The following is a 26,423-nucleotide window of genomic DNA, read 5'->3' as shown; positions in this document are numbered from 1 at the left end:
AAGGAAGAAAACGACCATGTCAAATTAGCTGGCATAATTTAAATTACTACAAAAAACTTTTGGAAATCTCTTTGACGGGCTTAAAAACATTATATGCAATTATATAAGGAGAGATAATAATGAATAATAAAAAAGAAAAAAACGGTATAAGCAGTATCTCTAAAACTACAAACTTTATTTTTAATGTTTTGCTTTTTATATTATCTATTTCCTGTATAATTCCTTTTCTATTTGTTTTTATAATTTCTATTACTTCTGAAGCATCAATAGCTAATTTTGGCTATCAATTTATTCCTAATGAATTTTCTTTAGAAGCATATAGATTTTTATGGCAGGAAAAAGATATGATTTTAAATTCTCTGGGAGTTTCAATTTTAATAACAGTGGTGGGAACCTTATTAGGTTTAGTACTATCAACTACTATGGGCTATGTTTTATCCAGAAGAGAATATAAGTTACAGAGTTTTTTTACCTGGGTAGTTTTCATTCCTATGATCTTTAATGGTGGAATGGTGGCAAGTTACGTTATAAATGCTAATGTCCTCCATCTAAGAAATACACTTTGGGCTCTAATTTTGCCCCTTATGGTATCTTCATTTAATGTTATTATTTGCAAAACTTTCTTTAAAACAATTGTTCCAAATTCGATTGTCGAATCAGCCAAAATTGATGGGGCAAACCAGCTTCATATCTTCACTAGAATTGTATTACCGATTGCTAAACCATTGCTTGCAACAATAAGTTTGTTTTTAAGTTTTGGTTTTTGGAATGACTGGTTTTTAGCCTCATTATATATTACCAAACAGGATTTATTACCTTTACAAGCTTTATTGAATAATATTCAGAGAAATATTGAGTTTTTAGCTACAAATCCATCAGCTGGCCTTACTTTACAGCAGTATGCAAATCAAATGCCAACAGAAGGTGTTAGGATGGCAATCGCAGTTGTCATTGTAGTTCCAATTGCTCTGGCTTATCCATTTTTTCAGAAATATTTTGTTTCTGGTCTTACAATTGGTGCGGTTAAAGGTTAATAATTTAAATTATGGTATAGGAAGCCAAACAGCTTTTTATATAAAATATTAAGGAGGGTTTTTTGTGAAAAAGAAAATTTTAGTTTTAGCAGTTTTATTGTTGATGATCTTTAGTTTTGCTTCTTCAGCTCTTGCTGAAGAGAAGGTTCCAACTTTGAAATGGGTAATGGTTGGTAATGGAATGCCAAGTAATTATGATGCCTGGCAGGAAAATATCAATGAGTATTTAGAAGATAAGATAGGAGTTCATCTTGATGTTGAGGTTGTTTCCTGGGGTGACTGGCAGAATAGAAGAAACATTATAGCAAACTCTGGTGAGTATTTTGATATCTTGTTTACAGATGCTGGTCGATATACTAACGAAATTAAAATAGGTGCTTTTAAGGATATTACTGAGTTAGTTAAGGAAGAAGCTTCGGATTTATATGAGTATATTCCAGAAAAATATTGGGAAGCAGTAAAGTATAATAATAAAATTTATTCTGTTCCTACATATAAAGATTCTTCAATGACACAGTATTTAGTCTGGGATAAAAATATTGCAGAAAAATATAATGTTGATTATAAGGAGTTGACTAAATTAGAAGAACTTACTCCTGCTCTAAAAAGAATAAAAGAAGGTGAGAATACAACACCTCTTCCACTTGCTAAAGAAGGTTTATCAGCAGTAACAAATCAATATGATAACCTGGGAACAGGATTAGTTTTTTTAGGAGTTAAAGTTGATGATGAGACCAGAACTGTAGTTAATGTTTTAGAAGAGGAAAATGTAGTCAATAAGTTAAAAGTTGTACATGAATGGTATAAAGAAGGAATTATTAATTCTGATGCACCAATTATTACTGAAACCCCAAACTATAGAATTCTGCAGATTGCTCAGGGTTGGTCAACAGCTGCTGAGACTATCTGGGGTCCTAATATGGGAACAGAGGCTGTTGCAGTTAGATATACAGATCCAATTGTATCTAATAGAACAGTTCGCGGTTCTCTGAATGCAATTTATTCAGGCAGTAGATATCCCAAAAAAGCTCTTCAACTTCTGCAGTTAGTTAATATGGATTCATATGTAAGAGATGCCTTATATTATGGTCTAGAAGGAGATGATTTTGTTTATACTGAAGACGGTAAAATTGATAGGTTAAATACTGATTGGGCTATGGCTGGTTATACCCAGGGTACCTTCTTTACTGTTTCTCAGCTTAAAGAACAGGAAGTAAATCAGTGGGAAGAAGTACAGAAATTAAACGAAGAAGCTACTCCATCAGTAATGCTCGGGTTTGATATGGATACCAGTGGATATGAAAATCAACTTGCAAATAGTATCAGCGTTTTTAATAAATATGAAAGTGTGCTATTAACAGGTTCTCAGGAACCAGAAGCATTAATTGAAGAAATAAATTCTGAATTAGAAGCGGCTGGTTTTAATGAATTGTTAGAAGAGGCTCAAAGACAGGTTGACGAATATTACAATAACTAATAGCAAAGATTAATTACAAAATCTGGAAAGAAGGAATGATAGTACAGATAAATTCTGTACTATCATTTTTCTACATATTACTAAACAATAAATTTAAATTTTTAGGCTTGATCTCAGCAAAAGGAATGATACTTATAATGAAAAACAAGATAAATACAATGTATATAGTGCATCATAGTCATACTGATATAGGCTATACCGATTTGCAGGAACGTATTATTACTGTTCAGGCAAATTATATTAATACTGTTCTTGAAATTATGAAAAAACCTGAAAATCAAAAATTTCGCTGGAACTGTGAAACATATTATTGTGTTGAAGTCTTCTTAAAACAAGCCACAGAACAACAAAAAAAAGAATTCTTTCAATTAGTAAAAGAAAATAAAATTGGTTTATCTGCAACTTATCTAAATTTTAATGATCTTGTAGACTACCAGATTATTGATGAACGCTTAGATGAAATGGTTAAGAATTTTAATAATAGAGGTATAAACCCCAAAACAGCCATGATTGCTGATATTAATGGTATTTCCATGGGGCAGAGAGATGCCCTCATTAATCATGGCATTGAATTTTTATTTACCAACATCCACTGTCATCACGGCATGTATCCTTTATATCAAAACCAAACAGCATATTTCTGGGAAAATGAAGCAGGTAAAAAAATATTAGTCTGGAATGGTGAACATTATAATCTAGGAAATGTTTTAGGTATCAAGCCAAATCAAATTAAAAACTATATGACAACTATGTATCAGGGTAAAAAAGATGACTATTCAAATTCAATTAAAACTTTAAAAGATAATCTTGATAAATATATTAGAGAATGTGAAGAAAATGGCTATAATTATGATTTTATTATATCATCTGTCTCTGGTGCCTTTACTGATAACGCACCGCCTAATTTAGATATTCTAGAAACTATTGAAAAATACAACCAACAATATCCAGACAGTGTACAATTAAAAATGGTCAGTTTACAGGAATTATACCAATTAATTAAAAATAAACTCACTGATGCACCGGTTTACCGTGGAGATTTAACTGACTGGTGGGCAAATGGTATCGGCGCTGCACCATACCTTGTCAAACATTATAAAGATGCTGTTAGAAAATATCATCTATGCCAGCGTTTAGATCCGGAAATTAAAGACAAGTACCCCAAACAAGCCAAGAAAGCACAAGATAATATTTTATTATATGCAGAACATACCAGTGGACATTCAGCAACAGTTTCAAATCCTTATGAAACAATGGTTTCTAATCTAGAAATTCGCAAAAATAGTTATGCTTCTAAAGCCCATGAATACTCATCTTTCTTGTTGAATAGGGTTACGGAAAATATGGGCGATATAATGCGTTACTATAATACTGAAGGACAAATTAAAGTCATTAATCCGACAAATTTATCTGAAAAAATGCCAGTTGAATTTTATATAGAAACACAGGCTCTTAAAAATGCCAGAGTTGTCAATATTAAAACTGAAGAAAAGATGAAAATCCAAATCTCTGATCATCCACGCGGGGTATTAATTAGTTTTATAGATGAATTTAAGGCTCATGAAACTAAACAATATCGTTATGAAGAAATCCCAGCTATATCAGAATCTATAAATACTAGAAAAGCCTACATAGGTTCAGAAAAAGTTCGCGATATAGTAAATGACTATGACAGTGTTAGTTATAAACTACCATATGAATTTGAAAACAAATGGTTTAAATTAACTTATAGTATTGGAAATGGAATAACAAGTTTTATTAATAAAAATACAGGTAAAGATATGCTGTTGAAAGGAACGATACCCTTTTTCACACCTATATATGAATATACACCTATCAGAAAATCAAAAGATAATCCAACAGCCAGTCCCTTTACCGAAAGACAAATTCTAGGTAGAAATATCCGGGGCAAACACGCCGAATATTTTGCTGGTAAAATTAAAGAAATTAACAATAATGAAAGAGGAGATATTTTTACAACAATTGAATTTGTCTATGACTTACCTGGGACTATCAATTGTGCAGTAATAATGAAGTTTTTTGATGACATACCTAAAATTGACTTTAAACTCCAATTAGGTAAAACAATCAATACTGACATTGAAAGCATCTATTTGCCTTTATCTTTAGATCTTGAAGAAAAGCAATTATATATAAAAAAAGGTACAGAAGAATTTAGGCCAGGCGTCGATCAAATCCCTGGTACCTGTATGGAATATTATGTTTCAGATGTGGGCCTAACCTACACTTCTAAAGATGGTAGTATACTGATATCAACCCCTGACACCTCATTAATGTATATGGGAGAGATGAAACATCATCCAATTAAGCTATGTGATAAAGCTCAAGAAAATAATCAAAGACCAATCTATTCCTGGATTATGAATAATACATGGGAAACAAACTTCTCCATGGACCTTTCAGGTTTTAATGAATTTAGATATTCACTAACTTTATCAAATCACAAAAATATTAAAGATTCATTTAAAAAATTAGAAGAGTTACAATATAAACCCCAAATTTTAAATATATAAATAAGATGGAGGAAAAAAGATGAAGACAAAAGTTATCGGAGAATCATTAGAAAATATTCCCTGGCAGGATAAGCCGAAAGATTATGATGGACCTGTCTGGCGATATAATGAAAATCCAATTATAGAAAGAGATGAACAGCTTAATTCAAATAGTATTTTTAACAGTGCAGTAGTTCCCTATGAGGGCAAATTTGCAGGTGTATTCCGCTGTGACAGCAAATCGGTAAGCATGGATATTTTTGCCGGATTTAGTGAAGATGGAATTAACTGGGATATTGATGATGATGCAGTTGAATTCAAAGGGGCAGACAAAGAAATTTTAAAAAGAGAATATAGATATGATCCTCGAGTCACTAAAATCGAGGATAAGTATTATATTACCTGGTGTAATGGCTATCATGGACCTACTATTGGAGTAGCATATACATCTGATTTTAAAGAGTTTCATCAGTTAGAAAATGCCTTTTTACCATTTAACCGCAATGGTGTTTTGTTTCCAAGAAAAATTAATGGTAAATATGCAATGCTCAGTCGACCAAGTGATAATGGTCATACACCTTTTGGAGATATTTTCTATAGTGACAGCCCAGATATGGAGTACTGGGGCCACCATAGACATGTAATGGGTACATATGAAGGAGATAAATCTGCCTGGCAGTCAACAAAGATTGGTCCAGGTCCAGTTCCAATTGAAACAGAAGAAGGCTGGCTCTTGATCTATCATGGAGTTATAAATACCTGTAATGGCTTTGTTTATAGAATGGGAATTGCAATTCTTGATCTGGACGAGCCCTGGAAGGTGAAATATCGATCTAAAAACTATATTTTAGCGCCTAAAAAGTTATATGAGTGTGTGGGAGATGTTCCAAATGTTGTATTCCCATGTGCATCATTAGTTGATGCTGATACAGGCCGAATAGCAATCTATTATGGTTGTGCTGATACTGTTACTGGACTGGCTTTTACTACAGTTGATGAATTAATTGATTACGCAAAGAAAAATCCACTTGCTGAATAATATTTCAAATTAAAACCTAGGAGAATTTAGACTGATGAAAAAGTATAAGAATAAGGAACTTAAAATTGAAGAACGGGTTAACGATCTTTTAAATAGGATGACTTTAAAAGAAAAAGTGGGTCAATTAAATCAAAAATTATATGGCTGGGATACTTATCAAAGGTCAGGAGATTCTTTTAAATTAACAGAAAAATTCAAGGATGAAGTTAATTTGAGAAAGGGTATGGGTGCTCTTTATGGTCTTTTTAGAGCTGACCCGTGGTCTCGTGTAACTTTCAAAAATGGGATTAGCGCCGAAAAGTCAGCGGAAGTAGCAAATATGATTCAACAATATATTGTTGAAAATACCAGGCTGGGGATTCCAGTTTTGATTTCAGAAGAATGTCCACATGGACATCAGGCTCTGGATGGTACTGTTTTTCCTACAAATTTGGGGATTGCATCTTCCTGGAATCCAGAATTATATCAGAAGGCAATGGCCCAATCTGCTGCAGAAATAAGGTCTAGAGGTGCTCATCTTGCTTTGATTTCTCTTCTTGATATCCTTAGAGATCCTCGCTGGGGAAGGTCAGAAGAATGTTTTAGCGAAGACCCTTATCTTGCAGCCAAAATGACTGAAGCCGCAGTTAGAGGGCTGCAGGGAGAAGACTTGAGTGATTTAAGAGAAAATAACAAAGTTGCAGCAGTAATGAAACATTTTTGTGCCCAGGGAGCCTGTACTGGAGGATTAAATGCAGCACCAGCTTTAATAGGCGAAAGAGAGTTAAGAGAGATTCATCTTCCAGGAGCGATAGCTGGAATTAAAGCTGGTGCTTTAGGAATAATGGCTGCTTATAATGAAATTGATGGAATCCCCTGTCATGCTAATAAATATCTTCTGACAGATATTTTAAGAGAAGAATTTGAATTTGGTGGAATTGTTATGGCAGATGGAACTGCTGTAGATAGACTTTTAGATTTAACAGGGAGTTATGAGAAGTCAGCTGTTTTAGCTCTCAAATCAGGTGTTGACCTTAGTCTCTGGGATACTTCTTTTACTAAACTTGAAGAAGCTGTTAAAAAGAACAGGAATTTAAATAAATATATAGACAGAGCAGTAGTAAGAGTTTTAAAACTTAAATTTCAGCTTGGGTTATTCGAAAATCCATATACAGATCAAAGATTATCAAAGAAAGTGTTTACTACTGATAGAACTAAAAAATTAAACCTACAGGTTGCCAGAGAATCTGTAGTACTTTTAAAAAATAAAGATGATATACTTCCTCTATCAAAAAATATAAAAAGCATAGCTGTATTAGGTCCTAATTCAAACAAACTTTATAATCAGCTCGGAGATTATACTGCTCCTCAAGAAAAAGATAATGGAAGCACAGTATTAGAGGGAATAAGAGAGATCTTGCCTGATAAAATAAAAGTGGTTCATAATTCTGGATGTGGTATCAGAAATGGAGCTAAAAATAATATTAGGCAAGCAATAGAAATAGCTCGTAAAGTTGATACTGTGGTAGTTGTGTTGGGAGGATCAAGCACCCGTGATTTTAACACTAAATTTGATATTAATGGGGCTGCTTTAATAGATGATGAAAATATAAAAATGAATTGTGGAGAAGGAGTAGACCTGGCAAATATAGAATTAGCAGGAGATCAGCTAGAACTTATCAAAGAGATTAAAAAGTTAAATAAAAAGATAATCACAGTACTTATTCAGGGAAGACCTCATGCAATTCCGATGATAGCTAAAAAATCTGATGTATTACTCTGTGCCTGGTATCCTGGTCTGGAGGGTGGCAGGGCAGTTGCTGAAATTATATTTGGTGATTATAACCCTTCTGCTAAATTACCGGTTTCAATACCAGGATCATCATCTCAGCTTCCTATTTTTTATAATCATAAAAAAATAAGCAGTTGTTACATAGATCAAAACAACGAAGCTCTTTATAAATTTGGTCATGGCTTGAGCTATAGTGAGTTTAAATATAGCCAGCTTAAAATTACAGATAGTAAAATTAATATTTCTGAACTAAAGAATAATAAAAGTGTAGGTATTAAATTTAAAATAAAAAATATTAGTGGTATAAAAGGATCAGAAGTTGCAAGATTGTATATTCAGGCAGAAGAAGGCAGCATAACAAGACGAGTTAGGGAGCTTAAAGCTTTTAAAAAAGTTTTATTAAAGCCGGACGAAGAAAAAGAAATAATATTTAATTTAACAAAAGATGAGTTGAAAATCTGGAATATCAGATCTGAGTACGGACTTGAAGTTTCAACTATTAAGATATTTGTTCAAGGAGATTCTAATAACATATTGGAAGGTAAGTTCAAAATAATATAAAACAGAGAGAGGGAATCACATGTATATTTTACCAGAGCCTCAAAAAATAAATATTTCTGATGATAAATTTTACTTACGTTGTGATGCTTCAATTATCATCTCAAAAAATTGTGATTTAAAAGCAAATAATTATGCCAGAATCTTAAAAGAAGATATTCAGGAAAATACCGGATTTTCTTTAGCAATTAGTAGAGGTGAAGCTAAAAAAAATTCAATTTATTTAGGTCTTGATAAAAACTTAAAAGAACAGGGATATAGATTGACTATCTCAAAGAATAAAGTTATAATTCTTGGAGGCAGTGAAACAGCCATTCTTTATGGAATACAGACTCTAAGACAAATTATAGCACAGGAAGCTGCTGTTTTAAGCTGTCTCGAAATTTATGATTATCCTCAAATAGAAAATAGAGGTTTTTATCACGATGCAACACGAGGTAGAATTCCAACTATAGAATATCTAAAGAAATTTGCAGATAAACTAAGCTATTATAAAATAAATCAGTTTCAGTTATATATTGAGCACAGCTTTTTATTTGAAGATTTTAGTGAAGTCTGGCGAGATGATACACCTTTAACTGCAGAAGAAATTATGGAGCTTGATGAATACTGTAAGGATTTAGATATTGATTTAGTTCCTTCTATAGCTTCATTTGGGCATTTATATGAGGTTTTAAGCACAAAAAGTTATGAACATTTATGTGAATTAGAAGCTGCAGCAGAAGAAGAGTTTTCTTTTCTTTCGCGGATGCAGCATCATACTATTGATGCTTCTAATCCTGAAAGTTTAGAGTTTATTAAAAATATGATTTCAGAGTATATGCCTTTATTTAGTTCAGACTATTTTAATATCTGTTCTGACGAAACATTTGATCTTGGTAAGGGAAGAAGTAAAGAGTTAGCAGCTGAAATAGGAACCCAGCAGATGTATATAGACTTTTTAAATGAGCTTGCAGAATTTCTGCTTGAAAAAGGTAAAACTCCAATGTTCTGGGGAGATATTATTTCTAAGTTTCCAGAAAGAATCAATGATTTACCAGAAGAATCAATATGCTTAAATTGGGGATATGCTCCAGAGCAGCGTGAACATGAAACAAAAGTTTTAGCAGAAGCAGGTGCCACCCAGTATTTATGCCCTGGTGTTGGCGGCTGGAATCAAATGATTAACTTAATTGAGTCTTCCTATAAAAATATTACTCTAATGTGTGATTATGCAGAAAAATATGATGCAATTGGAATTTTAAATACAGACTGGGGAGATTTTGGTCATATTAATCATCCTGAATTCTCAACAGCAGGAATGATTTATGGTGCAACATTCTCTTGGAATAATAAAGAAAAAGATTTTGCAGAGATCAATAAAGAAATTTCCCTGCTAGAATTTGGCGATCAGTCAGAAGAGCTGTTATCTTTGATTGCAGAGATTCCAGTTTTAAGTGAATTTGGTTGGGAGTTAGTAGTTAGATTCCAGGAAATGAAACAACTTGACCGTGCTGATGAGATGGTTGCAGAATACTTTGAAGCTTTCGAGCTGGAATCAGTAAAGAAGGCAAATGAAAAACTAGCAGAAAAAATAGATAAACTTTATCAGAATATATCTGATTTAGTTCCTAAGAAAAGAGATATTGTCAAATCCTATATTATTGCTGCTAGAGCTATTTTATTCTTTAATAAACTGGCTTCAGTTATTAACTCTAAAGATTATGCAGGAAGTGAAAATGAAATTTCGGCTACAGAGCTGGCAGTTGATTTAGAATACTGGCTGCAGGATTATAGAAAATTATGGCTTTCTGTTAGTAAGGAGTCAGAGTTTTATCGAATTAGAGATGTAATAATCTGGTATGCTGATTATTTAAGAGGTATAAATTAGAAAAATTATAAATAGAGCTTCTAAATTCATAATTTAATTGAAAGCTCTTAATTTTTACATAGTACTTGTTGATATTTTAATCTATCAGTTAGAATAACTTTAAGTTTTAAGGTGGTAATAATTTATGGAAAATAAATATCTAAGTTATGATGGAGTGTTTTTTAATATTTTTAAGATGATTTATAAGCTGCTATTATTAAATATAATCTGGCTGTTTTTTAGTATTCCTTTAATAACGATTGGGGCTTCAACTACAGCTTTATTTTATTTAAGTGGTAAAATAGTTAGAAAAGAAAATATTAATTCTATTTTTAGTTCTTTCTGGAAGAGTTTCAAGTTGAATTTTAAAAACTCAACAATTATCTGGATCATACTTTTAACAGTTTCTTATTTTATCTTTGTTAATATGATTAATATAAATTTAATGCCAGGCCTGATAGCAAAATATATCTATATTATACAGCTTATAGCTTTGTTTGAAATATTTATTACAACCATGTATATCTTCCCTTTATTGTCTCGCTATCATGTGACAATAATAAATGCGTTTAAAGCATCATTTTTTATTGCCAATCGACACTTTTTAACTACAATAAAATGCCTGATATTTTTTCCTATCTTTTATTTGATTTTTAGCTTGAATAGTTTCTTTGTACTTTTTATTGTAGTATTTTATGCACTCTGGATTTCCTATATTCTTAAGGATAGATTTGTTAAATATGCTCAGGTTTCAGATGAAGATGAAAGATAAACATGATTGACTTTATAGTTTATAATTTTGATTAAATTACAATAATAGTTTAGGAGGTTTTGATAATGAAAATTGAAAGACTTAATAGATTGACTAAGGAAATAAAAGATTATATTTATTCTGAAAAAGTAGAATTAGATAGTTATAAAATAAAAAAATCAGCAGCTAAAAACTTAAATGATTTAAATAAAGATTCATCTCAGTGGTCTGATTATGTATTTGGTGAGCAGGCTGAGGAAAAAGAGCATTTCTGGCTCAAGTTTGATTTTGAAGTACCAGAAAAAATGGACGGAGAAAATCTGGTAGTTATTTTTGAAGATAAATTACCTGAAGCTGTAATTTATGTAGATGGAAAGATTAAGCAGGGAATCGACCAGAATCACAAGGTTGTTGAAATAACTAAAAAAGCGGAAGCAGGAAAAAATCATACTGTTTATTTGCATGGCTATAATGGTACCTGGCAGGCTAATAAAAGAGGTGGTTTTGCCGGATTTAAAGACGGGAAGATACGCGTTAAGGCTAAGTTAAGTATTTTAAATCCCAAAATTGAAAAGCTGTATTATGATCTTAAAGTTCCTCTGGAAGCAGCCAAAGTTAATGATGACAATCAGAAGATTCAACTGGATATAATAAATTATCTTAATACAGCGGTTAACTTACTTGATCTGAGAAAAGCTTATTCTGAGAGCTTCCATCAGTCAGTAGATAAAGCAATTAATTACTTGGAAGAACAATTTTATAATGGCTACTGTGGTGATGATGATGTAATAACTCATTGTGTTGGCCATACTCATATTGATGTTGCCTGGTTATGGACCTTAGAACAAACTCGTGAGAAAGTAACCCGCAGTTTTTCTACAGTATTAAATCATATGGAAGATTATCCTGATTATGTATTTATGTCAAGTCAGCCTCAGTTATATAAATATTTAAAAGAAGAACAGCCAGAACAGTTTAATAGAATTAAAGAAAAAGTTAAATCAGGCCAGTGGGAAGCTGAAGGTGCAATGTGGCTGGAAGCTGACTGTAATATTTCTTCTGGTGAATCTTTGATCAGACAGATTTTATTTGGAACCAGATTCTTTAGAGATGAGTTTGGGGTAGAAAATAAAGTGTTATGGCTGCCGGATGTATTTGGCTATAGTGCTGCTTTACCACAGATTTTAAAGAAGTTTGGTATTGATTATTTTATGACTACTAAATTAAGCTGGAACGAATATAATAAAATTCCTTATGATACCTTTAACTGGCAGGGGATTGATGGTTCTCAGGTTCTCTCGCATTTTATCACAACAACTGACTATGATTCTGAAGGATTCTTTACAACCTATAACGGTATTTTAAAGCCTTCTCAGGTAAAGGGTGCCTGGCAGCGATATCAGCAGAAAAATATTAATAATGAGGTATTATTTGCTTACGGCCATGGAGATGGTGGGGGTGGAGTTACAAAGGGTATGCTCGAAAATGCTAAAAGACTGGAAAAAGGTATTCCAGGTGTACCTAAGGTAAAAAGAGGAAGCTCATGTGAATTCTTTGAAGACCTTGACAATAGATTAAAAGAAGAAAGTCAGGTACCAAAGTGGGTAGGAGAATTGTACCTTGAATACCACCGCGGAACCTATACTTCTATGGCAAGAAACAAAAAATATAACCGTAAAAGTGAATTCTTATATCAAAACCTTGAATTCTTTAGTGTTTTAAAGGATGCACTGCTTGATTCTGAAGATTACCCTCAGCAGGAAATTAATGCTGGTTGGGAAACAATATTATTAAATCAGTTCCATGATATTATTCCAGGGACTTCAATCAAACCTGTTTACGAAGAATCTAAAGAACAGTATTTAGAGATTATAGAAAAAGGTCAAAAATTATTAGATCAGAGCATTAATGATATTGCAGCTGCAATCAATGTAGAGAGCGATTCTATAGTTGTCTTTAACCAGTTAGATTTTAATAGAGATGACGTTGTTGAGGTAGAATTACCGGCTGGAGTTGAATTTATAAAGCTCTATGATGGCGAGAAAGAAGTAGCAGTTCAGTACCTGGAAGATGATTTAGAAGCTAAGAAAATTATCTTTACAGCTCAGTCAATTCCTGCTAAAGGCTTTAAGGTCTTTAACTTTGAAGAGATAGAGGCTGCAGCTGAAGTAAAAGAAAACGAACTTAAAATTAATAGTAAAGAAATGGAGAACTCCTTCTTTAAGATTAAATTTGATGATAACGGAAATATTGATTCTATTTATGATAAAAAAGCAGCAAGAGAAGTTCTTCAAGAAGGCGAAAAGGCAAATGTACTGGCTGCTTTTGAAGACAAACCTCATAACTGGGATGCCTGGGATATTAATATTTATTACCAGGAAAAACGCTGGGAAGTTAATGATCTAGAAAAGATTGAAGTGCTGGAAGAAGGTCCAGTTAGAGCTACTGTTAAGCTTACCAAGCAATTCCTGGATTCTAAGATTGAACAGTTGGTTCAGATTTATAGTGATCTTGACAGAATAGATTATGATACAACTATTGACTGGAAAGAAGAACAGGTATTACTGAAGGCGGAATTCCCTGTTGATATTCACAGTAATAAGGCGACCTACGAGATTCAGTATGGTAACCTGGAGAGAAACACCCACTCTAACACGAGCTGGGATAAAGCACAGTTTGAAGTTGTCGGCCATAAATGGGCAGATATCTCTGAAGATAATTATGGAGTTAGTTTATTAAACGACTGCAAATATGGTTATGATATTCAGGGAAGTACAATGAGATTAACTTTACTTAAATCTGCAAAAGATCCTAACGAAGCTGCTGATAGAGAGATCCATAAATTCAAATATTCCTTATATCCTCATCAGGGTGACTGGAAAAAAGCAGACACAGTTAAAGAAGCATATAAGTTAAATCAGCCTTTATTTAACCGTGTTTTAGAGAAACAGGAAGGTAAATTAGAAGATAATTATTCCTTTATTGAACTTAGAGATGAGAATGTAATTTTAGAGGTAGTTAAAAAAGCAGAAGATAGTAATGATATTATTATCAGAGTTTATGAAGCTTATAATAGAAGAACAAATACTTCAATTAAAGTTAATAGAGACCTGAGCAAAGTTTGCGAATGTGATCTACATGAAAGTGAAATTGAAGAATTAGAGATTAACGAGAATGAGTTTGAATTTACTATCAAACCATATGAAATCAAAACATTTAAATTGAGTTTATAGAAAGGATGTTTTAAGATGGATAAGTTTCCTAAAAGACGCCCGGCTAAAGAAGATCGTTGTTTTAGCAGTAAGGCGGTAGAGGAAAAGATTAAAGAAGTAGTTGATTATATTCAGGATGAGGAATTAGCCTGGTTATTTAATAACTGCTATCCAAATACTTTAGATACCACTGTTAATTATAAGGAAAGTAAGGGGGAGCCTGACAGCTATGTAATTACAGGTGATATAGATGCAATGTGGCTTCGAGATTCTACCGCTCAGGTCTGGCCTTATCTTCCTTTAATTAGTGAGGATCAAAAGTTAAGAAAAATGATTAAAGGCTTAATTAGAAGGCAGGCAGAGTTTGTTTTAAGAGATCCATATGCCAATGCTTTTTATTGGGATGGAGAACAGAAGACTCCATTTATTGAGGATCAGCCAAAACCAAAGCCTGGTGTTCACGAAAGAAAGTGGGAAATTGACTCTCTCTGTGCTGTGGTTCGCCTAATTGATGGCTATTATCAGCAGTGTCAGGATCAATCTATTTTTACTGATGAACTTGATCAGGCAATGCGCTTAATTTATAAAACTTTTAAGACAGAACAGCGAAAAAATGATGAAAGCGACTACTTTTTTGTCAGAGAGACAACTGAAATGATTGAATCAGCAACCTTTAATGGAACAGGCCGTCCAACTAGAAAAGTAGGTTTGATTCATTCTGCTTTTAGACCCTCTGATGATGCAACTTTATTTTCTTATCTAATTCCGTCTAATCTTTTTGCAGTATCTGCTCTGAGAAAGTTAAATAAACTTTACTCAGAAGAACTCGCTGATGAAGAGTTTGCTGCAAGCTGTAATAAGCTTGCTGATGAAGTTGAAACAGCAGTTGAGAAATATGGAATGTTTGAGCATCTAGATTATGGCAAAATATATGCTTATGAGGTAGATGGTTTTGGTAATAGATTATTTATGGACGATGCCAATATTCCTTCTTTAATCTCTCTAAATTATCTTAGCATTCATGAAGATGAGGATGAGATTTATAAAAATACAAGAAACTTCTTATTAAGTGATGATAACCCTTTCTTTCTTAAGGGAGAACATGCAGAAGGTCAGGGGAGTCCACATTCTGGCAAGAAGAATATCTGGCCAATGGGAATTATCCTGAGAGCTCTAACTAGCAGTGATAAAGAAGAGATTATTGGGTGTTTAAAAATGCTAAAATCAACTCATGCAGAGACCGGCTTTATGCACGAATCATTTAATAAAGATAATCCAGATGAATTTACCAGAGATTGGTTTGCTTGGGCAAATACTTTGTTTGGAGAGTTAATATTAAAGATCTATAATGAAAATAGAGAGATCTTAAATAAAATATAGGAATTTACTGCAATCCTCGTTGGTTATTTCAACGAGGATTATTTTTAAACAATCTCATAATATTATTATAAATTCACTCTATCTTAAGAATAAGATTGTAGATCAATTAAATAATCACTATTTGTTTTCCTAATCTAATAATGCTAAAATTTATATATAGATTATCTTAAAAACTAAGCATTCAACGGAGGAATATGATGTCAATTAAAGTTAAAGATATTTTAGGCTTAAAAATATTTAAAGACTCAGAATTAATAGCCGGCGAAAATGGAGTGGAGAAGATTGTTAAAAGTGCTTCTTTAATGGAGGTTCCAGATATTTATCCTTATCTGGAGGCTCACAATATACTTTTAACTACTCTTTTTCCAATTCATCAGAATGAGAATGCCCAGAAAGAATTACTACCTAAACTTAATAAAAAAGAAATCTCAGCAATCTGTATTAAACCAGGAAGATATGTAGAAAGTATTCCCGAAATTATGATTGAACAGGCAGAAAGTTTAAATTTACCTCTTATTAGACTTGGTGATAATGCCAATTTATCAACTATGGCCAACAAAATACTTGAGTTATCTTTAGATAAACATTTAAGCACTCTGGAGTTTAGGAATAATATCCATGAAAAGTTGATGGATCTTTTTTTGAAGGGTAAAAGTTTAGATTTTTTGGTTAATAGTCTTGCTGAAATGATTAAAAATCCAGTCATTTTAAGTGATACTGATTTTAAAACAATTTCTATTTCTAAAGATTTGAAAGATAAGAATATAGAGTTTATTTTTCCGAATAATGATAGAACTATTTTTAATAAAAAATTAAAATTACAAATTGATGATCATATAATATATAAAGAAAACTTAATAACCCATCCAATTAAGGCAGGAAATCAGTGTTTTGGTTATTTACTGACTCAAAAGGGTTATCTGGACCCGGAAAATCTTCAGCTAGCGATAGAACAGGCTTCATTGCTGATAGCTTCTGTATTTTATAAGAATAATGCAGTCTTAGAAAAAGAAAAGAATTTTCAGGATGCATTTATTAGAAATATTCTACAGGGTAAAATAAAGTCCCAGATTGAAGCAATAGAAAAAGCAAGGGCTTTTGGCTGGGAATTAGAGTTCCCACAAATTATGATGATTATTAAGATTTTTACTGAAGATGAGGTTAAAAAGAAAAAATACTATGAAAAAATTTTAAATAATGATCAAATTGAAAAGGTGTTTAATCAGAGTTTATCAATTTATCAGGATAAGATAAAGACTATTTATATTAATGATTCTCTTGTTGTTTTTATTAATGCAATATTTGATAAGCGAATTCAGAAAAACTTAAAAGATGTGGGAGAAAAAATAATTGATAAAATAGATGTTAACTCAAAAGTTGGAGTAGGAATATCTCAGGTAATAAAAAGTATTGATCGTTTTCCTGCGGCTTACAAAATTACAGAAAAAAATCTCGATATTGCCAGAATTTTAGAACAGAATTCATTTGTGATGAAATATGATGAATACGAAATATTTAATCTGATTGATAAAATTAGTGATTTTGAGCTTTTAAACTCATTTCTTGATAAAAAACTGGGAAAGTTAATTAGACATGAGAGAGAAAGTGAAATGAATTTGATTGAAACTTTAAGAGTTTTAATTGATAATAATTTTAATTTAAAAAAATCAGCCAAAGCCATGTATCTTCATTATAATACAATGCGCTATCGGGTAGAAAAGTTAAAGGATTATGGAATAAACATTGAAGATGGCTACCAATTAGCAGAGATAGTTTTTGCCTATAATATTCACCTCTGGTTAAAAGCAAATGATCAACTGAGGCTTTAAAAACTTGATTATTCTACTTTTATATATCAAATAACAACAAAACAACTCTTAAATTACATTTCTTTGTCACAATGTGCTAAAGAAATGTAATTTTTTTTGTCGCAAATTTATGATGATTAAAAATTCAGACAGTGTTATCATTTAATTAAGCTAAAAATAAAGATTAAAGAAAAAATTTTGAATAATATTTATTTTAAAATTTAAAACATGGAGGAATTAAAATGAAAACTATTAATGTAGAAGCAAAACCTTATGAGTATCAATTCAAAACTGATGAGACTGCTCTAGTAATTATTGATATGCAAAGAGATTTTTGTGCTGCAGGTGGATTTGGAGAAAAGCTGGGTAATGATATCAGCCCTACCCGGGAAATAATTAAACCGCTGCAGAAAGTTTTGGCTGCAGCTAGAGATAATGAGATGCTGGTTATCCATACCCGGGAAGGCCATAGACCTGACTTATCAGACTGTCCTCCCAGCAAGTTAAAGAGAAGCCGCCGTCAGGGAGCTGGAATCGGCGATGAGGGCCCAATGGGTAGAATACTCATCAGAGGAGAATATGGTCATGATATTGTTGATGAACTTCAACCTGCTGAGGGAGAACCTGTAATCGACAAGCCTGGTAAAGGAGCTTTTTATAAGACTGATTTAGGACTAATTTTACAGAATAAAGCCATCAAAAATTTAATTGTTGCTGGAGTTACGACTCATGTTTGTGTACAGACTACAATCAGGGAAGCAAATGATCGGGGTTATGACTGCCTGCTTTTAGAAGACTGCTCAGCAGCCTTTGATCCCCAGGATCATGAGGACTCAATTAGAATGATTCATCAGCAGGGAGCAATTTTTGGCTGGACAACTGAATCTCAAAATTTACTTGCTGCTATTAATGAGGAGGTAAAGTAAATTGGCAAATAAAAACAATTCTGCTCAGTCGGTTCATTCTAAAAAAGGAACCCCTTTATTTGTAAAGGGAGATTTAAACGGATTTTTTGGTCTTTTTACTAATGTGTTAACTAACTTTTTAGCAGCAATTGGTTTACTGGTTTTTGCAATAAATATGCCGGATGATATTGTTTATGGAAATATTGTCCCTGGGACAGCAGTTGCAATTGGTCTTGGAGGGATAATTTTAGCCTATCAGGCGAAAAAACTTTCACTTGAGGAAGAGAGAAATAATGTGACAGCAATGCCCTATGGTTTAAGTGTTCCTCACTATTTTGTAGTGGCTTTTGCAGTGATGCTGCCTGTATATTTAAATACCAACGACTGGGTTTTAGCCTGGTCTGTAGGGATGAGCTGGAATCTGATTCAGGGTGCAATTATGACCATTGGTGCTTTTGTTGGCCCCTATATTCAAAAATATGTACCAAGGGCGGCAATGCTTGGTTCATTAGCAGGACTGGCACTGACTTTTATTGCGATGAATCCGATTGGAGAAGTTTTTACTACTCCCTATATAGGATTATTAACCTTTGCTATAGTTATAGTTGGCTGGTTTGCCCGTCAAAAATTCCCTGGTAATATACCTGCAGGTTTAATGGCAATTATTATAGGTACAGTTGTAGCCTGGCTTAGCGGCTACATGAGTGTGGCTGAAGTTCAGGAAGCAGTGGGTGGATTTAGAATTGCAATGCCCAAATTTTTCTTGGGAAATTTAGTTAATGGGTTCGAATATCTGGCTCCTTTTCTACCGGCTGCAATTCCCCTTGCTATTTATGACTTCTTAGAGAGTTTAGATAATTTAGAAAGTGCGGAAGTGGCAGGAGATGTTTATCAGACAGGAAAAGCAATGCTGGTTCCGGGACTTTTAACCTTGCTGGGGGCAGTTTTAGGTAGTCCTTTTCCAACAATTCTTTATATTGGTCATCCAGGCTGGAAAGAGGCAGGAGCAAGAGTTGGTTATTCACTGGCAACAGGAGCCTGTATTTTAGGTGTTGCTCTACTTGGACTGTTACCATTAGTTTTAACAATTATTCCACTGGTTGCTTTACTGCCAATTTTAATCTATATTGCAATGGTCATTGGTTCTCAGGCTTTTGCTGCAACTGAGAAGAGGCATATGCCGGCTCTGATTTTAGCTTTTATGCCATTTGTGGCCAACTTTGTTATAACTCAGATCGATAATGCTTTAAATGCTGCCGGAGTAGATTTAGCTGAACTTGGAACACAGACTTTAATAGATGCCGGGATTCCTTATACTGGCTGGGAAACGCTGGGAGCAGGTAATATTTTAGTTGGTATGATGTTAGCCTCTATAGTAATCTTTATTATAGACCGTAAGTTTAAAGTTGCCTCAGCTTACAGTCTTGTTACGGCAATATTATCATTTTTCGGTTTTATTCATGCAAGTAAAATTTCTTTTGGTAGTGCACCAATGGTTGCTTTAGGTTATTTCTTAGTTGCTGTTTTCTTATACCTAATGGAGTTTTATAATCCAGAAAAAAGTCAGGCTTAACTTAAATAAATTAGAGGAGGGAGTATGATGCTAAAGCAAAATCAAAAAATTGTTGATGCTCTCTCCCTTAGTTTAGATTTTGAAGAAAAATTATTAACTGGTAATTTAAATTTTAAAATACACAGCATTTATAATCGGGTAATTAATTTAATTGATGAACTTGATGATCTCTATTCAATAGTTTTAAGAACAATTGATAATGCTCCCCATACTTTAAGAATTAATTCAGCTATGAGCTTTAAAAAAAGAAATATCATCAGGCAGGATAAAATACAAATCTCTGATAATAAATTATTTATTTCCAATAAATTAGTTATAGAACTTGCGAAATATAATCTTTTTAAGAGTCGGCTGCAGGATAAAATGAAATTAGAGTCAGATATTTTAAAAAGAAATTTAAAAGAGTGTTTTAGCATAATAAGAGATCAGGGCAGTTCAGGTGGAGCAAAGTATTTTTACCAAAAAAGATTTACCATCCACACACTGGGAGAAAAACCTGGTACTATTGAAAGAGAGTTTGCAGATAGAATTGAAAAATATATTATCGTGGAGAGTAAAAAGCCAGAGAAAATAATTGGGTTTGGGATGGGATTAACTCCCTCCGGGGATGATTTTCTTTCAGGTTACTTTCTGACAATGGCTTTTTTGAATAATAATTATTCGGAAAAAGTTTTTAAGAATTTAAAATTAAATCTAGCAAGAATAGAGGTCTCAACTACAGTTATCAGCCGGGCAATGCTTAACAGAGTTCTTGAATTAAAAACCAGAGAAAACATAAAAAACTTAATTCTATCTTTAAATGCAGAGGGCCCAAGATTTAGATCATATCTCAAAGAAGTACTAAAAATTGGATCGTCTTCTGGCACTGATATTTCAATCGGAATTATGACAGCTTATCAGGAGATATTATTAAATATGGAAGATGGAGGTTAAAAATGTATTCTAAAACTTTAATTAAAAAAGATAGTTATTATGATTCGGTAACTTTAATGTCGCTTTCTAATAAAATATTGGAGATTGATGGAGTAGAAGATGCTGTTGTTTCAATGGGGACAGCAATGAATAAAGATTTATTAAATAATATTGAAATGGCAACAGCAGAGTCAGAGGCGGCTGAAGAAAATGATTTAATTATTGCCATCAAAGCTGAAGATGAAGCAAAATATAAGGCAGCTTTAGAAAAGGCAGAAGAACTTTTAGCAAATAAAGAAGACAAAGAGGGAGAAAAAAAGGAAGTTAAAGCAAAAACTATTAATTCAGCTTTAAAAGAATTTCCGGAAGCTAATCTGGCAGTAATATCAGTTCCCGGCCAGTATGCTGCTCGGGAGGCAAAGATAGCTTTAAATAAAGGGTTAAATGTTATGCTTTTTAGTGATAATGTAAGTGTTGAAGCAGAAAATGAGCTAAAAATTATGGCTGCAGAGAAAGGACTGCTTTTAATGGGACCTGATTGTGGTACTGCTGCCATCAATAATAAAGGGCTCTGTTTTGCCAATAAAGTAAAAAAAGGAAATATTTCTCTGGCTGCAGCCTCAGGTACAGGTCTTCAGGAAGTAATGGTTCAGATTGACAAACTTGGTGGTGGAGTTGCTCAGGCAATTGGAACTGGAGGCCGTGATCTTAAAAAGGATATCGGTGGGAAGATGATGATCCAGTCCATTAAGGCTCTGGCTCGTGATTCTCAGACTGAGGTAATTACTTTAATTTCTAAACCGCCAGCTAAAGAAGTAGAAGCAAAGATTTTAGATATTTTAGCTGAAGTAGATAAAAAAGTTGTTATCTGTTTTTTAGAAAGTGAAAGAGAAAGTGATGATTCTAAGATTGTATTTGCTAACACCTTAAAAGAGGCGGCTCTAAAATCTGTGAAAGCGGCAGGAATTACAGTTGAAAAAGGAGCTGAAGCAGATGAAAAATTAAAAAATGAAATAAAAGCAGCAAAATCTAAGTTAACCCAGGAACAGAAATATTTAAGAGGCTTATTTGGCGGCGGCACTCTCTGTGCAGAAGCACTCTATATATTAAGAGATAAAGTTGGTCAGATTAAAAGTAATATTGCTAAAAATGCAGAAGAAAAGCTTGATGATATAAATAATTATCAGGGGAATGTACTTTTGGATATGGGAGAAGATGAGTTTACAGTTGGGAAACCCCATCCCATGATTGAGCCTTCCTTAAGAAATGAAAGAATCATTAGAGAGGCTGAAGATCCAGAAGTTGGAGTTATTTTACTTGATATTGAACTGGGTTTTGGCTCTCATTCTGATCCGGCAGGGGTTACTGTTAAAGCAATTAAAGAAGCAAAGGAAAATGCTGCTGGAAAAAATAGAAAACTAATATTTGTAGGTTATATCTGTGGAACTGAATCTGATTATCAAAACTACAGTCAGCAGGCCAAAAAACTTAGAGAAGTTGGAGTAATTCTGGCAGATAATAATGTTCAGGCAGCAGAAATAGCTGCTGAGATTCTGGCTTAGGAGGTATAAAATGTCTAAAATAAATGAATTATTTGCAGAAGAATTAAAAGTAATAAATATTGGTAACCCAAATTTCAAAGAGGATCTGATGGCTCAGGAGGTTGAAGTAGTTGATTTAGATTGGCAGCCACCCGCAGGAGGAAAAACAGAGTTGATCGAAGCTCTGGACAGCTTAAGTGAACATCAGACAGAAATTTCTGAGGCCAATCAAAAGGTAGTAGAAATTCTAAAGACATCTCAGGCCAGACTGGTTGATATAGACCAGGCAATTGATGTGGTTCCTGGAATGAAAAAGAATTTAATTCTACATGCAGGCCCCCCTATAGAATGGGAGGAAATGTGTGGACCGATGGAAGGAGCGGTAATTGGTGCTCTAATTTACGAAGGACTGGCAGAAGATGAGGAATCAGCAAGAAAACTGGCAGCTTCTGGTGAAATAGAATTTGCTCCCTGTCATGAACACAGTGCAGTTGGACCGATGGCTGGAGTAATGTCAGCCTCGATGCCAGTTCATATAATCGAAAATTCCAAGTATGGAAACAAGGCCTACTGTACAGTTAATGAGGGTTTGGGTAAAGTCTTAAGGTATGGAGCTTTTAGTGAAGAAGTTATTGAAAGATTAAAGTTTATCGAAGAGACCTATGCCCCAGCTTTAAAGAAAGCTCTTGCTTTAACAGATCAGGGAGTTGATTTAAAGACTATAATTTCTCAGGCTCTGCATATGGGGGATGAATGCCATAATCGGAATAAGGCATCTACTAGTCTTTTCTTTAGAGAAATTACTTCCTATTTTTTAGAGGCAGATTTAGAAAATTCTGTTCTGGAAGAATCCTTAAAATTCATTAAAGAAAATGACCATTATTTTTTGAATCTGTCAATGCCTACCTGTAAGGTTGCTCTGGATGCAGCCCACGGTGTGGAAAATTCAACCCTGGTTACTACTATGGCCCGGAATGGAGTAGAATTTGGCTTAAGGATCAGCAGTTTGGAACCAAACCAGTGGTTTACAGGTCCGGCTCAGATGGTCAAGGGATTACTTTTTCCCGGTTACACTGAAGAAGATGCAAGCCCCGATATAGGTGACAGCACCATAACTGAAACCATGGGACTTGGTGGATTTGTAATGGGTGGAGCACCGGCAATTGTGCAGTTTGTTGGTGGTACAGTTGATGATGCGATTAATTACAGTAAAGAGATGTATGAGATAACTGAAGGTGAAAATAATAATTTTTCAATTCCAAACCTTAACTTTAGGGGTTCAGCGATTGGAATTGATGTGATGAAGGTAATAGAAAGTGGCAGACTGCCGATTATCAATACAGGTATGGCCCATAAGGTTGCTGGAGTAGGTCAGGTTGGAGCTGGAATTGTAAATCCACCTGTTGAATGTTTTGAAAAAGCAATTGTTGCTCTAAGTCAAAAAATCGCAGGGAGTGAAATCGAATGAGCAGAATAATGCTGGCCCTGGGGGGGAATGCACTGGGCAGTAGTCCTCAGGAGCAGCTTCAGATAGTAAAAAAATCAGCCAGCTCGGTTGTAGATCTAATTGAACAGGGACATGAAGTAGTTGTTGCACATGGCAATGGACCTCAGATTGGTATGATTAATCTGGGAATGGAGGTTGCTGCTAAAAATGACGAAAGAGTGGAAGCAATGCCGCTTCCCGAAAGTGGTGCGATGAGCCAGGGATATATAGGTTATCATTTGCAAAGCGCTATTGGGTCGGAATTAAGAAAGAGAAAGATTAGTAAAGAAGTAGCAACCATTGTTACTCAGGTTCTGGTGGACGAAAATGACAGATCATTTCAAAATCCTACCAAACCTATTGGAGCCTTTTATAGCAAGGAACAGGCAGAAAAATTAAAAGCAGAAAAAGGTTACCAGATGATCGAAGATTCTGGTCGAGGATATAGAAGAGTAGTACCTTCTCCCAAACCTTTAGATATTATTGAAAAGAAATCAGTAATTTCATTATTAAATAATGATCACCTTGTAATTACAGTTGGTGGTGGTGGGATACCTGTTATTCAAAGAGAAGGTCATCTAAAAGGTGTAGAAGCCGTAATAGATAAAGACCTGGCCAGTGAGAAAATGGCAGAGATAATTGATGCCGATTTTCTCTTTATTTTAACTGCAGTTGATCGAGTTTGCATTAATTTTGGAAAAGCTTCCGAAAAAGAGTTAACAGAAATGTCAGTTGAAGAAGCTTATAATTATATTAATCAGGATCAGTTTCCTGCTGGAAGTATGCTGCCAAAAGTTAAATCAGCTGTAAAATTTGTTCAGTCTAAAGCAGGTAGAAAGTCTATAATTGCTTCTTTAGAAAAAGCGGAAGCAGCACTCCTGGGTAATAGTGGTACTATAGTTTATGCTGAATAAATAAAAAATATATTCTGTCGATAAAAGAATCAACTGGCATAATAGTAATGTTTTGTTTTGGCTATTATAGTAAATTTAGGGGGATCAGAATGGAAAAGTCTTATGGAAAGCTCTGGGTCAAAGGCGACTGGAATGGTTTTTTTGGCCTATTTACAAATATACTGACAAATGTACTGGTTCTGGCCGGTCTGTTAGTCGGTGCAGTAAATATGCCAGAAAATATTGTTTATGGTAGAATAATACCTGCAGTTGGACTTGCCCATTTAATTGGAAATCTTTATTATGCTTTCGCAGCTAAAAGGCTGGCAAATAAAGAGAAGAGAGATGATGTAACTGCTTTAGCTTATGGAGTGAGTGTTCCCCATATGTTTATTGTAGTTTTTCTGGTGATTGGACCTATTTATTGGCAGACTGATAACGCTACTCTTGCCTGGCAGGCCGGAATGGCCTGGGTATTTATTGAAGGGCTGGTTGAACTTGCAGGAGCATTTATTGGACCGTATTTGAGAAAAATAACTCCGCGTTCTGCAATTCTGGGTACTCTGGCCGGGGTTTCAATTGCTCTGATTGCTATGCGGCCTTCAATGCAGATTTGGGAAACACCTTATATCGGTTTTGTATCTCTAATTATTATTCTGATCGGTTGGTTTGGAAATAAAAAGTATCCCTATAATATTCCTGCTGGTCTGGTAGCAATAGTCGTATCAACTTTAATTGCCTGGTTGACAGGTTTTATGAGTTTTTCTGCTCTTCAACAAACAGTGAGTCAATTTCAATTTTCTTTTCCGTTTCCCTGGGTTAAAGATTTATTTAAAGGTTTTAGCCAGATAGCTCCCTATTTAGCTACTGCCATTCCCCTGGGTATTTACAATTTTTTTGAAACAATGAGTAATGTTGAAAGTGCAAGTGCGGCTGGTGATGATTATAACACTCGCGAAGCAATGCTTGTAGATGGAATGGGTAGTATTATTGGCTCTATTTTTGGCAGTGTATTTCCAACGGCTGTTTATATCGGTCATCCTGGCTGGAAGAAGGTGGGAGCAAGAATTGGATATTCCATAGCTTCGGGTGTGGCTATTTTTATGGTCTGTATTCTTGGAGTAATTCCACTTCTGCTCGACATTATTCCGTTAGTAGCTTTAATTCCAATTCTATTATATATTGGACTAGTCATTGGTTCTCAGGCTTTTCAGACTACTCCGCCAAAGCACGCCCCTGCTATTGTAGTTGCAATAATACCCTGGCTTGCAAATTGGGCCAATACCTTAGTTGATAATACCTTGAGTGCTGCTGGAACTTCGGCTTCAGAACTGGGGTATCAGGCACTTGCTGCTAATAATATCGTCTATCAGGGAATGAAATCACTTGGATCAGGTGCTATAATTACTGGAATGATCTTAGGAGCTATTGTAACATTTATAATTGAAAATGACTTTAAAAAGTCTGCTATTTATGCTTTCATTGCTGCTGTATTGTCATTTTTTGGTGTGATTCATTCTTCTAATCTCGGGTTTGCAGTTGCTGGGCAGGAAGCATTAGCATATATTATTATGGCAGTTATTTTAATGCTAATTTCATATAATAATAGAAGCAGTAAAAATTAGTTCGAAAAAATAATTAAATAATACACTTTGCAAAAACGAGGATTTGTCTTTAAAGGCAGATCCTCTTTCAATTTTAGCTAAAATATTCAATTTATA

At 33.9% G+C, this 26,423-nt stretch carries 17 protein-coding genes; all 17 read left to right on the top strand.

Features of this window, described 5'->3' with window-relative positions; translation table 11 throughout:
• Positions 1 to 119 precede the first annotated feature (119 nt).
• The 17 genes from DFR80_RS01430 (at position 120) to DFR80_RS01350 (ending at position 26,327) form a co-directional block, all read left to right on the top strand.
• Positions 120 to 1,034, top strand: a complete 915-nt coding sequence (locus tag DFR80_RS01430; protein WP_114489018.1) for a carbohydrate ABC transporter permease — start codon at positions 120 to 122, stop codon at positions 1,032 to 1,034.
• Between the two features lie 64 nt (positions 1,035 to 1,098).
• Positions 1,099 to 2,511 carry an ABC transporter substrate-binding protein gene (locus tag DFR80_RS01425; RefSeq protein ID WP_114489017.1) on the top strand — a complete coding sequence of 471 codons (1,413 nt, stop codon included), beginning with the start codon at positions 1,099 to 1,101 and terminating at the stop codon, positions 2,509 to 2,511.
• Positions 2,512 to 2,546: 35 nt separating this feature from the next.
• The gene (locus DFR80_RS01420; protein WP_114489016.1) at positions 2,547 to 5,045 is read left to right on the top strand and encodes a hypothetical protein; all 2,499 of its coding nucleotides are present in this window, start codon (positions 2,547 to 2,549) and stop codon (positions 5,043 to 5,045) included.
• Between the two features lie 19 nt (positions 5,046 to 5,064).
• On the top strand, positions 5,065 to 6,063 hold the full coding sequence (locus DFR80_RS01415) for a glycoside hydrolase family 130 protein (protein WP_114489015.1): 999 nt from the start codon (positions 5,065 to 5,067) through the stop codon (positions 6,061 to 6,063).
• Between the two features lie 34 nt (positions 6,064 to 6,097).
• Positions 6,098 to 8,395 (top strand): glycoside hydrolase family 3 N-terminal domain-containing protein, encoded by a 2,298-nt coding sequence (locus DFR80_RS01410; protein WP_114489014.1) that lies wholly within the window; start codon positions 6,098 to 6,100, stop codon positions 8,393 to 8,395.
• A gap of 19 nt (positions 8,396 to 8,414) precedes the next feature.
• The gene (locus DFR80_RS01405) at positions 8,415 to 10,262 is read left to right on the top strand and encodes a glycoside hydrolase family 20 zincin-like fold domain-containing protein (protein WP_114489013.1); all 1,848 of its coding nucleotides are present in this window, start codon (positions 8,415 to 8,417) and stop codon (positions 10,260 to 10,262) included.
• Positions 10,263 to 10,386: 124 nt separating this feature from the next.
• Positions 10,387 to 11,013 (top strand): YesL family protein, encoded by a 627-nt coding sequence (locus tag DFR80_RS01400; RefSeq protein WP_114489012.1) that lies wholly within the window; start codon positions 10,387 to 10,389, stop codon positions 11,011 to 11,013.
• A gap of 65 nt (positions 11,014 to 11,078) precedes the next feature.
• Positions 11,079 to 14,225 (top strand): alpha-mannosidase, encoded by a 3,147-nt coding sequence (locus tag DFR80_RS01395; RefSeq protein WP_199505749.1) that lies wholly within the window; start codon positions 11,079 to 11,081, stop codon positions 14,223 to 14,225.
• 15 nt (positions 14,226 to 14,240) lie between these two features.
• A complete protein-coding gene (locus DFR80_RS01390; RefSeq protein WP_114489010.1) occupies positions 14,241 to 15,584 on the top strand; it encodes a glycoside hydrolase family 125 protein in 1,344 nt (447 codons plus the stop codon).
• A 197-nt stretch (positions 15,585 to 15,781) separates the two neighbouring features.
• Entirely contained in the window at positions 15,782 to 17,413 is a 1,632-nt protein-coding gene (locus tag DFR80_RS01385) for a PucR family transcriptional regulator (RefSeq protein ID WP_158537668.1), read from the top strand.
• A gap of 221 nt (positions 17,414 to 17,634) precedes the next feature.
• Complete coding sequence (locus tag DFR80_RS01380; protein WP_114489008.1) at positions 17,635 to 18,318, top strand: cysteine hydrolase family protein; 684 nt, start codon at positions 17,635 to 17,637, stop codon at positions 18,316 to 18,318.
• A 1-nt stretch (position 18,319) separates the two neighbouring features.
• A complete protein-coding gene (locus DFR80_RS01375) occupies positions 18,320 to 19,870 on the top strand; it encodes a hypothetical protein (RefSeq protein ID WP_199505748.1) in 1,551 nt (516 codons plus the stop codon).
• 27 nt (positions 19,871 to 19,897) lie between these two features.
• A complete protein-coding gene (locus tag DFR80_RS01370; protein WP_158537667.1) occupies positions 19,898 to 20,803 on the top strand; it encodes a DUF2877 domain-containing protein in 906 nt (301 codons plus the stop codon).
• A gap of 2 nt (positions 20,804 to 20,805) precedes the next feature.
• Complete coding sequence (gene fdrA / locus DFR80_RS01365) at positions 20,806 to 22,344, top strand: acyl-CoA synthetase FdrA (protein ID WP_114489006.1); 1,539 nt, start codon at positions 20,806 to 20,808, stop codon at positions 22,342 to 22,344.
• A gap of 10 nt (positions 22,345 to 22,354) precedes the next feature.
• Positions 22,355 to 23,791, top strand: a complete 1,437-nt coding sequence (locus tag DFR80_RS01360; protein ID WP_114489005.1) for a DUF1116 domain-containing protein — start codon at positions 22,355 to 22,357, stop codon at positions 23,789 to 23,791.
• A complete protein-coding gene (gene arcC, locus DFR80_RS01355; RefSeq protein ID WP_114489004.1) occupies positions 23,788 to 24,723 on the top strand; it encodes a carbamate kinase in 936 nt (311 codons plus the stop codon). The genes DFR80_RS01360 and arcC overlap by 4 nt, the downstream gene beginning before the upstream one ends.
• 89 nt (positions 24,724 to 24,812) lie before the next feature.
• Positions 24,813 to 26,327, top strand: a complete 1,515-nt coding sequence (locus DFR80_RS01350) for a hypothetical protein (RefSeq protein WP_114489003.1) — start codon at positions 24,813 to 24,815, stop codon at positions 26,325 to 26,327.
• Positions 26,328 to 26,423 lie beyond the last annotated feature (96 nt).

It is taken from the genome of Halanaerobium sp. ST460_2HS_T2 (assembly GCF_003337665.1).
Lineage (GTDB): Bacteria > Bacillota > Halanaerobiia > Halanaerobiales > Halanaerobiaceae > Halanaerobium > Halanaerobium kushneri.
Note: the sequence above shows the minus strand (reverse complement) of the source record. Positions and strands in the feature narration are given on the sequence as shown.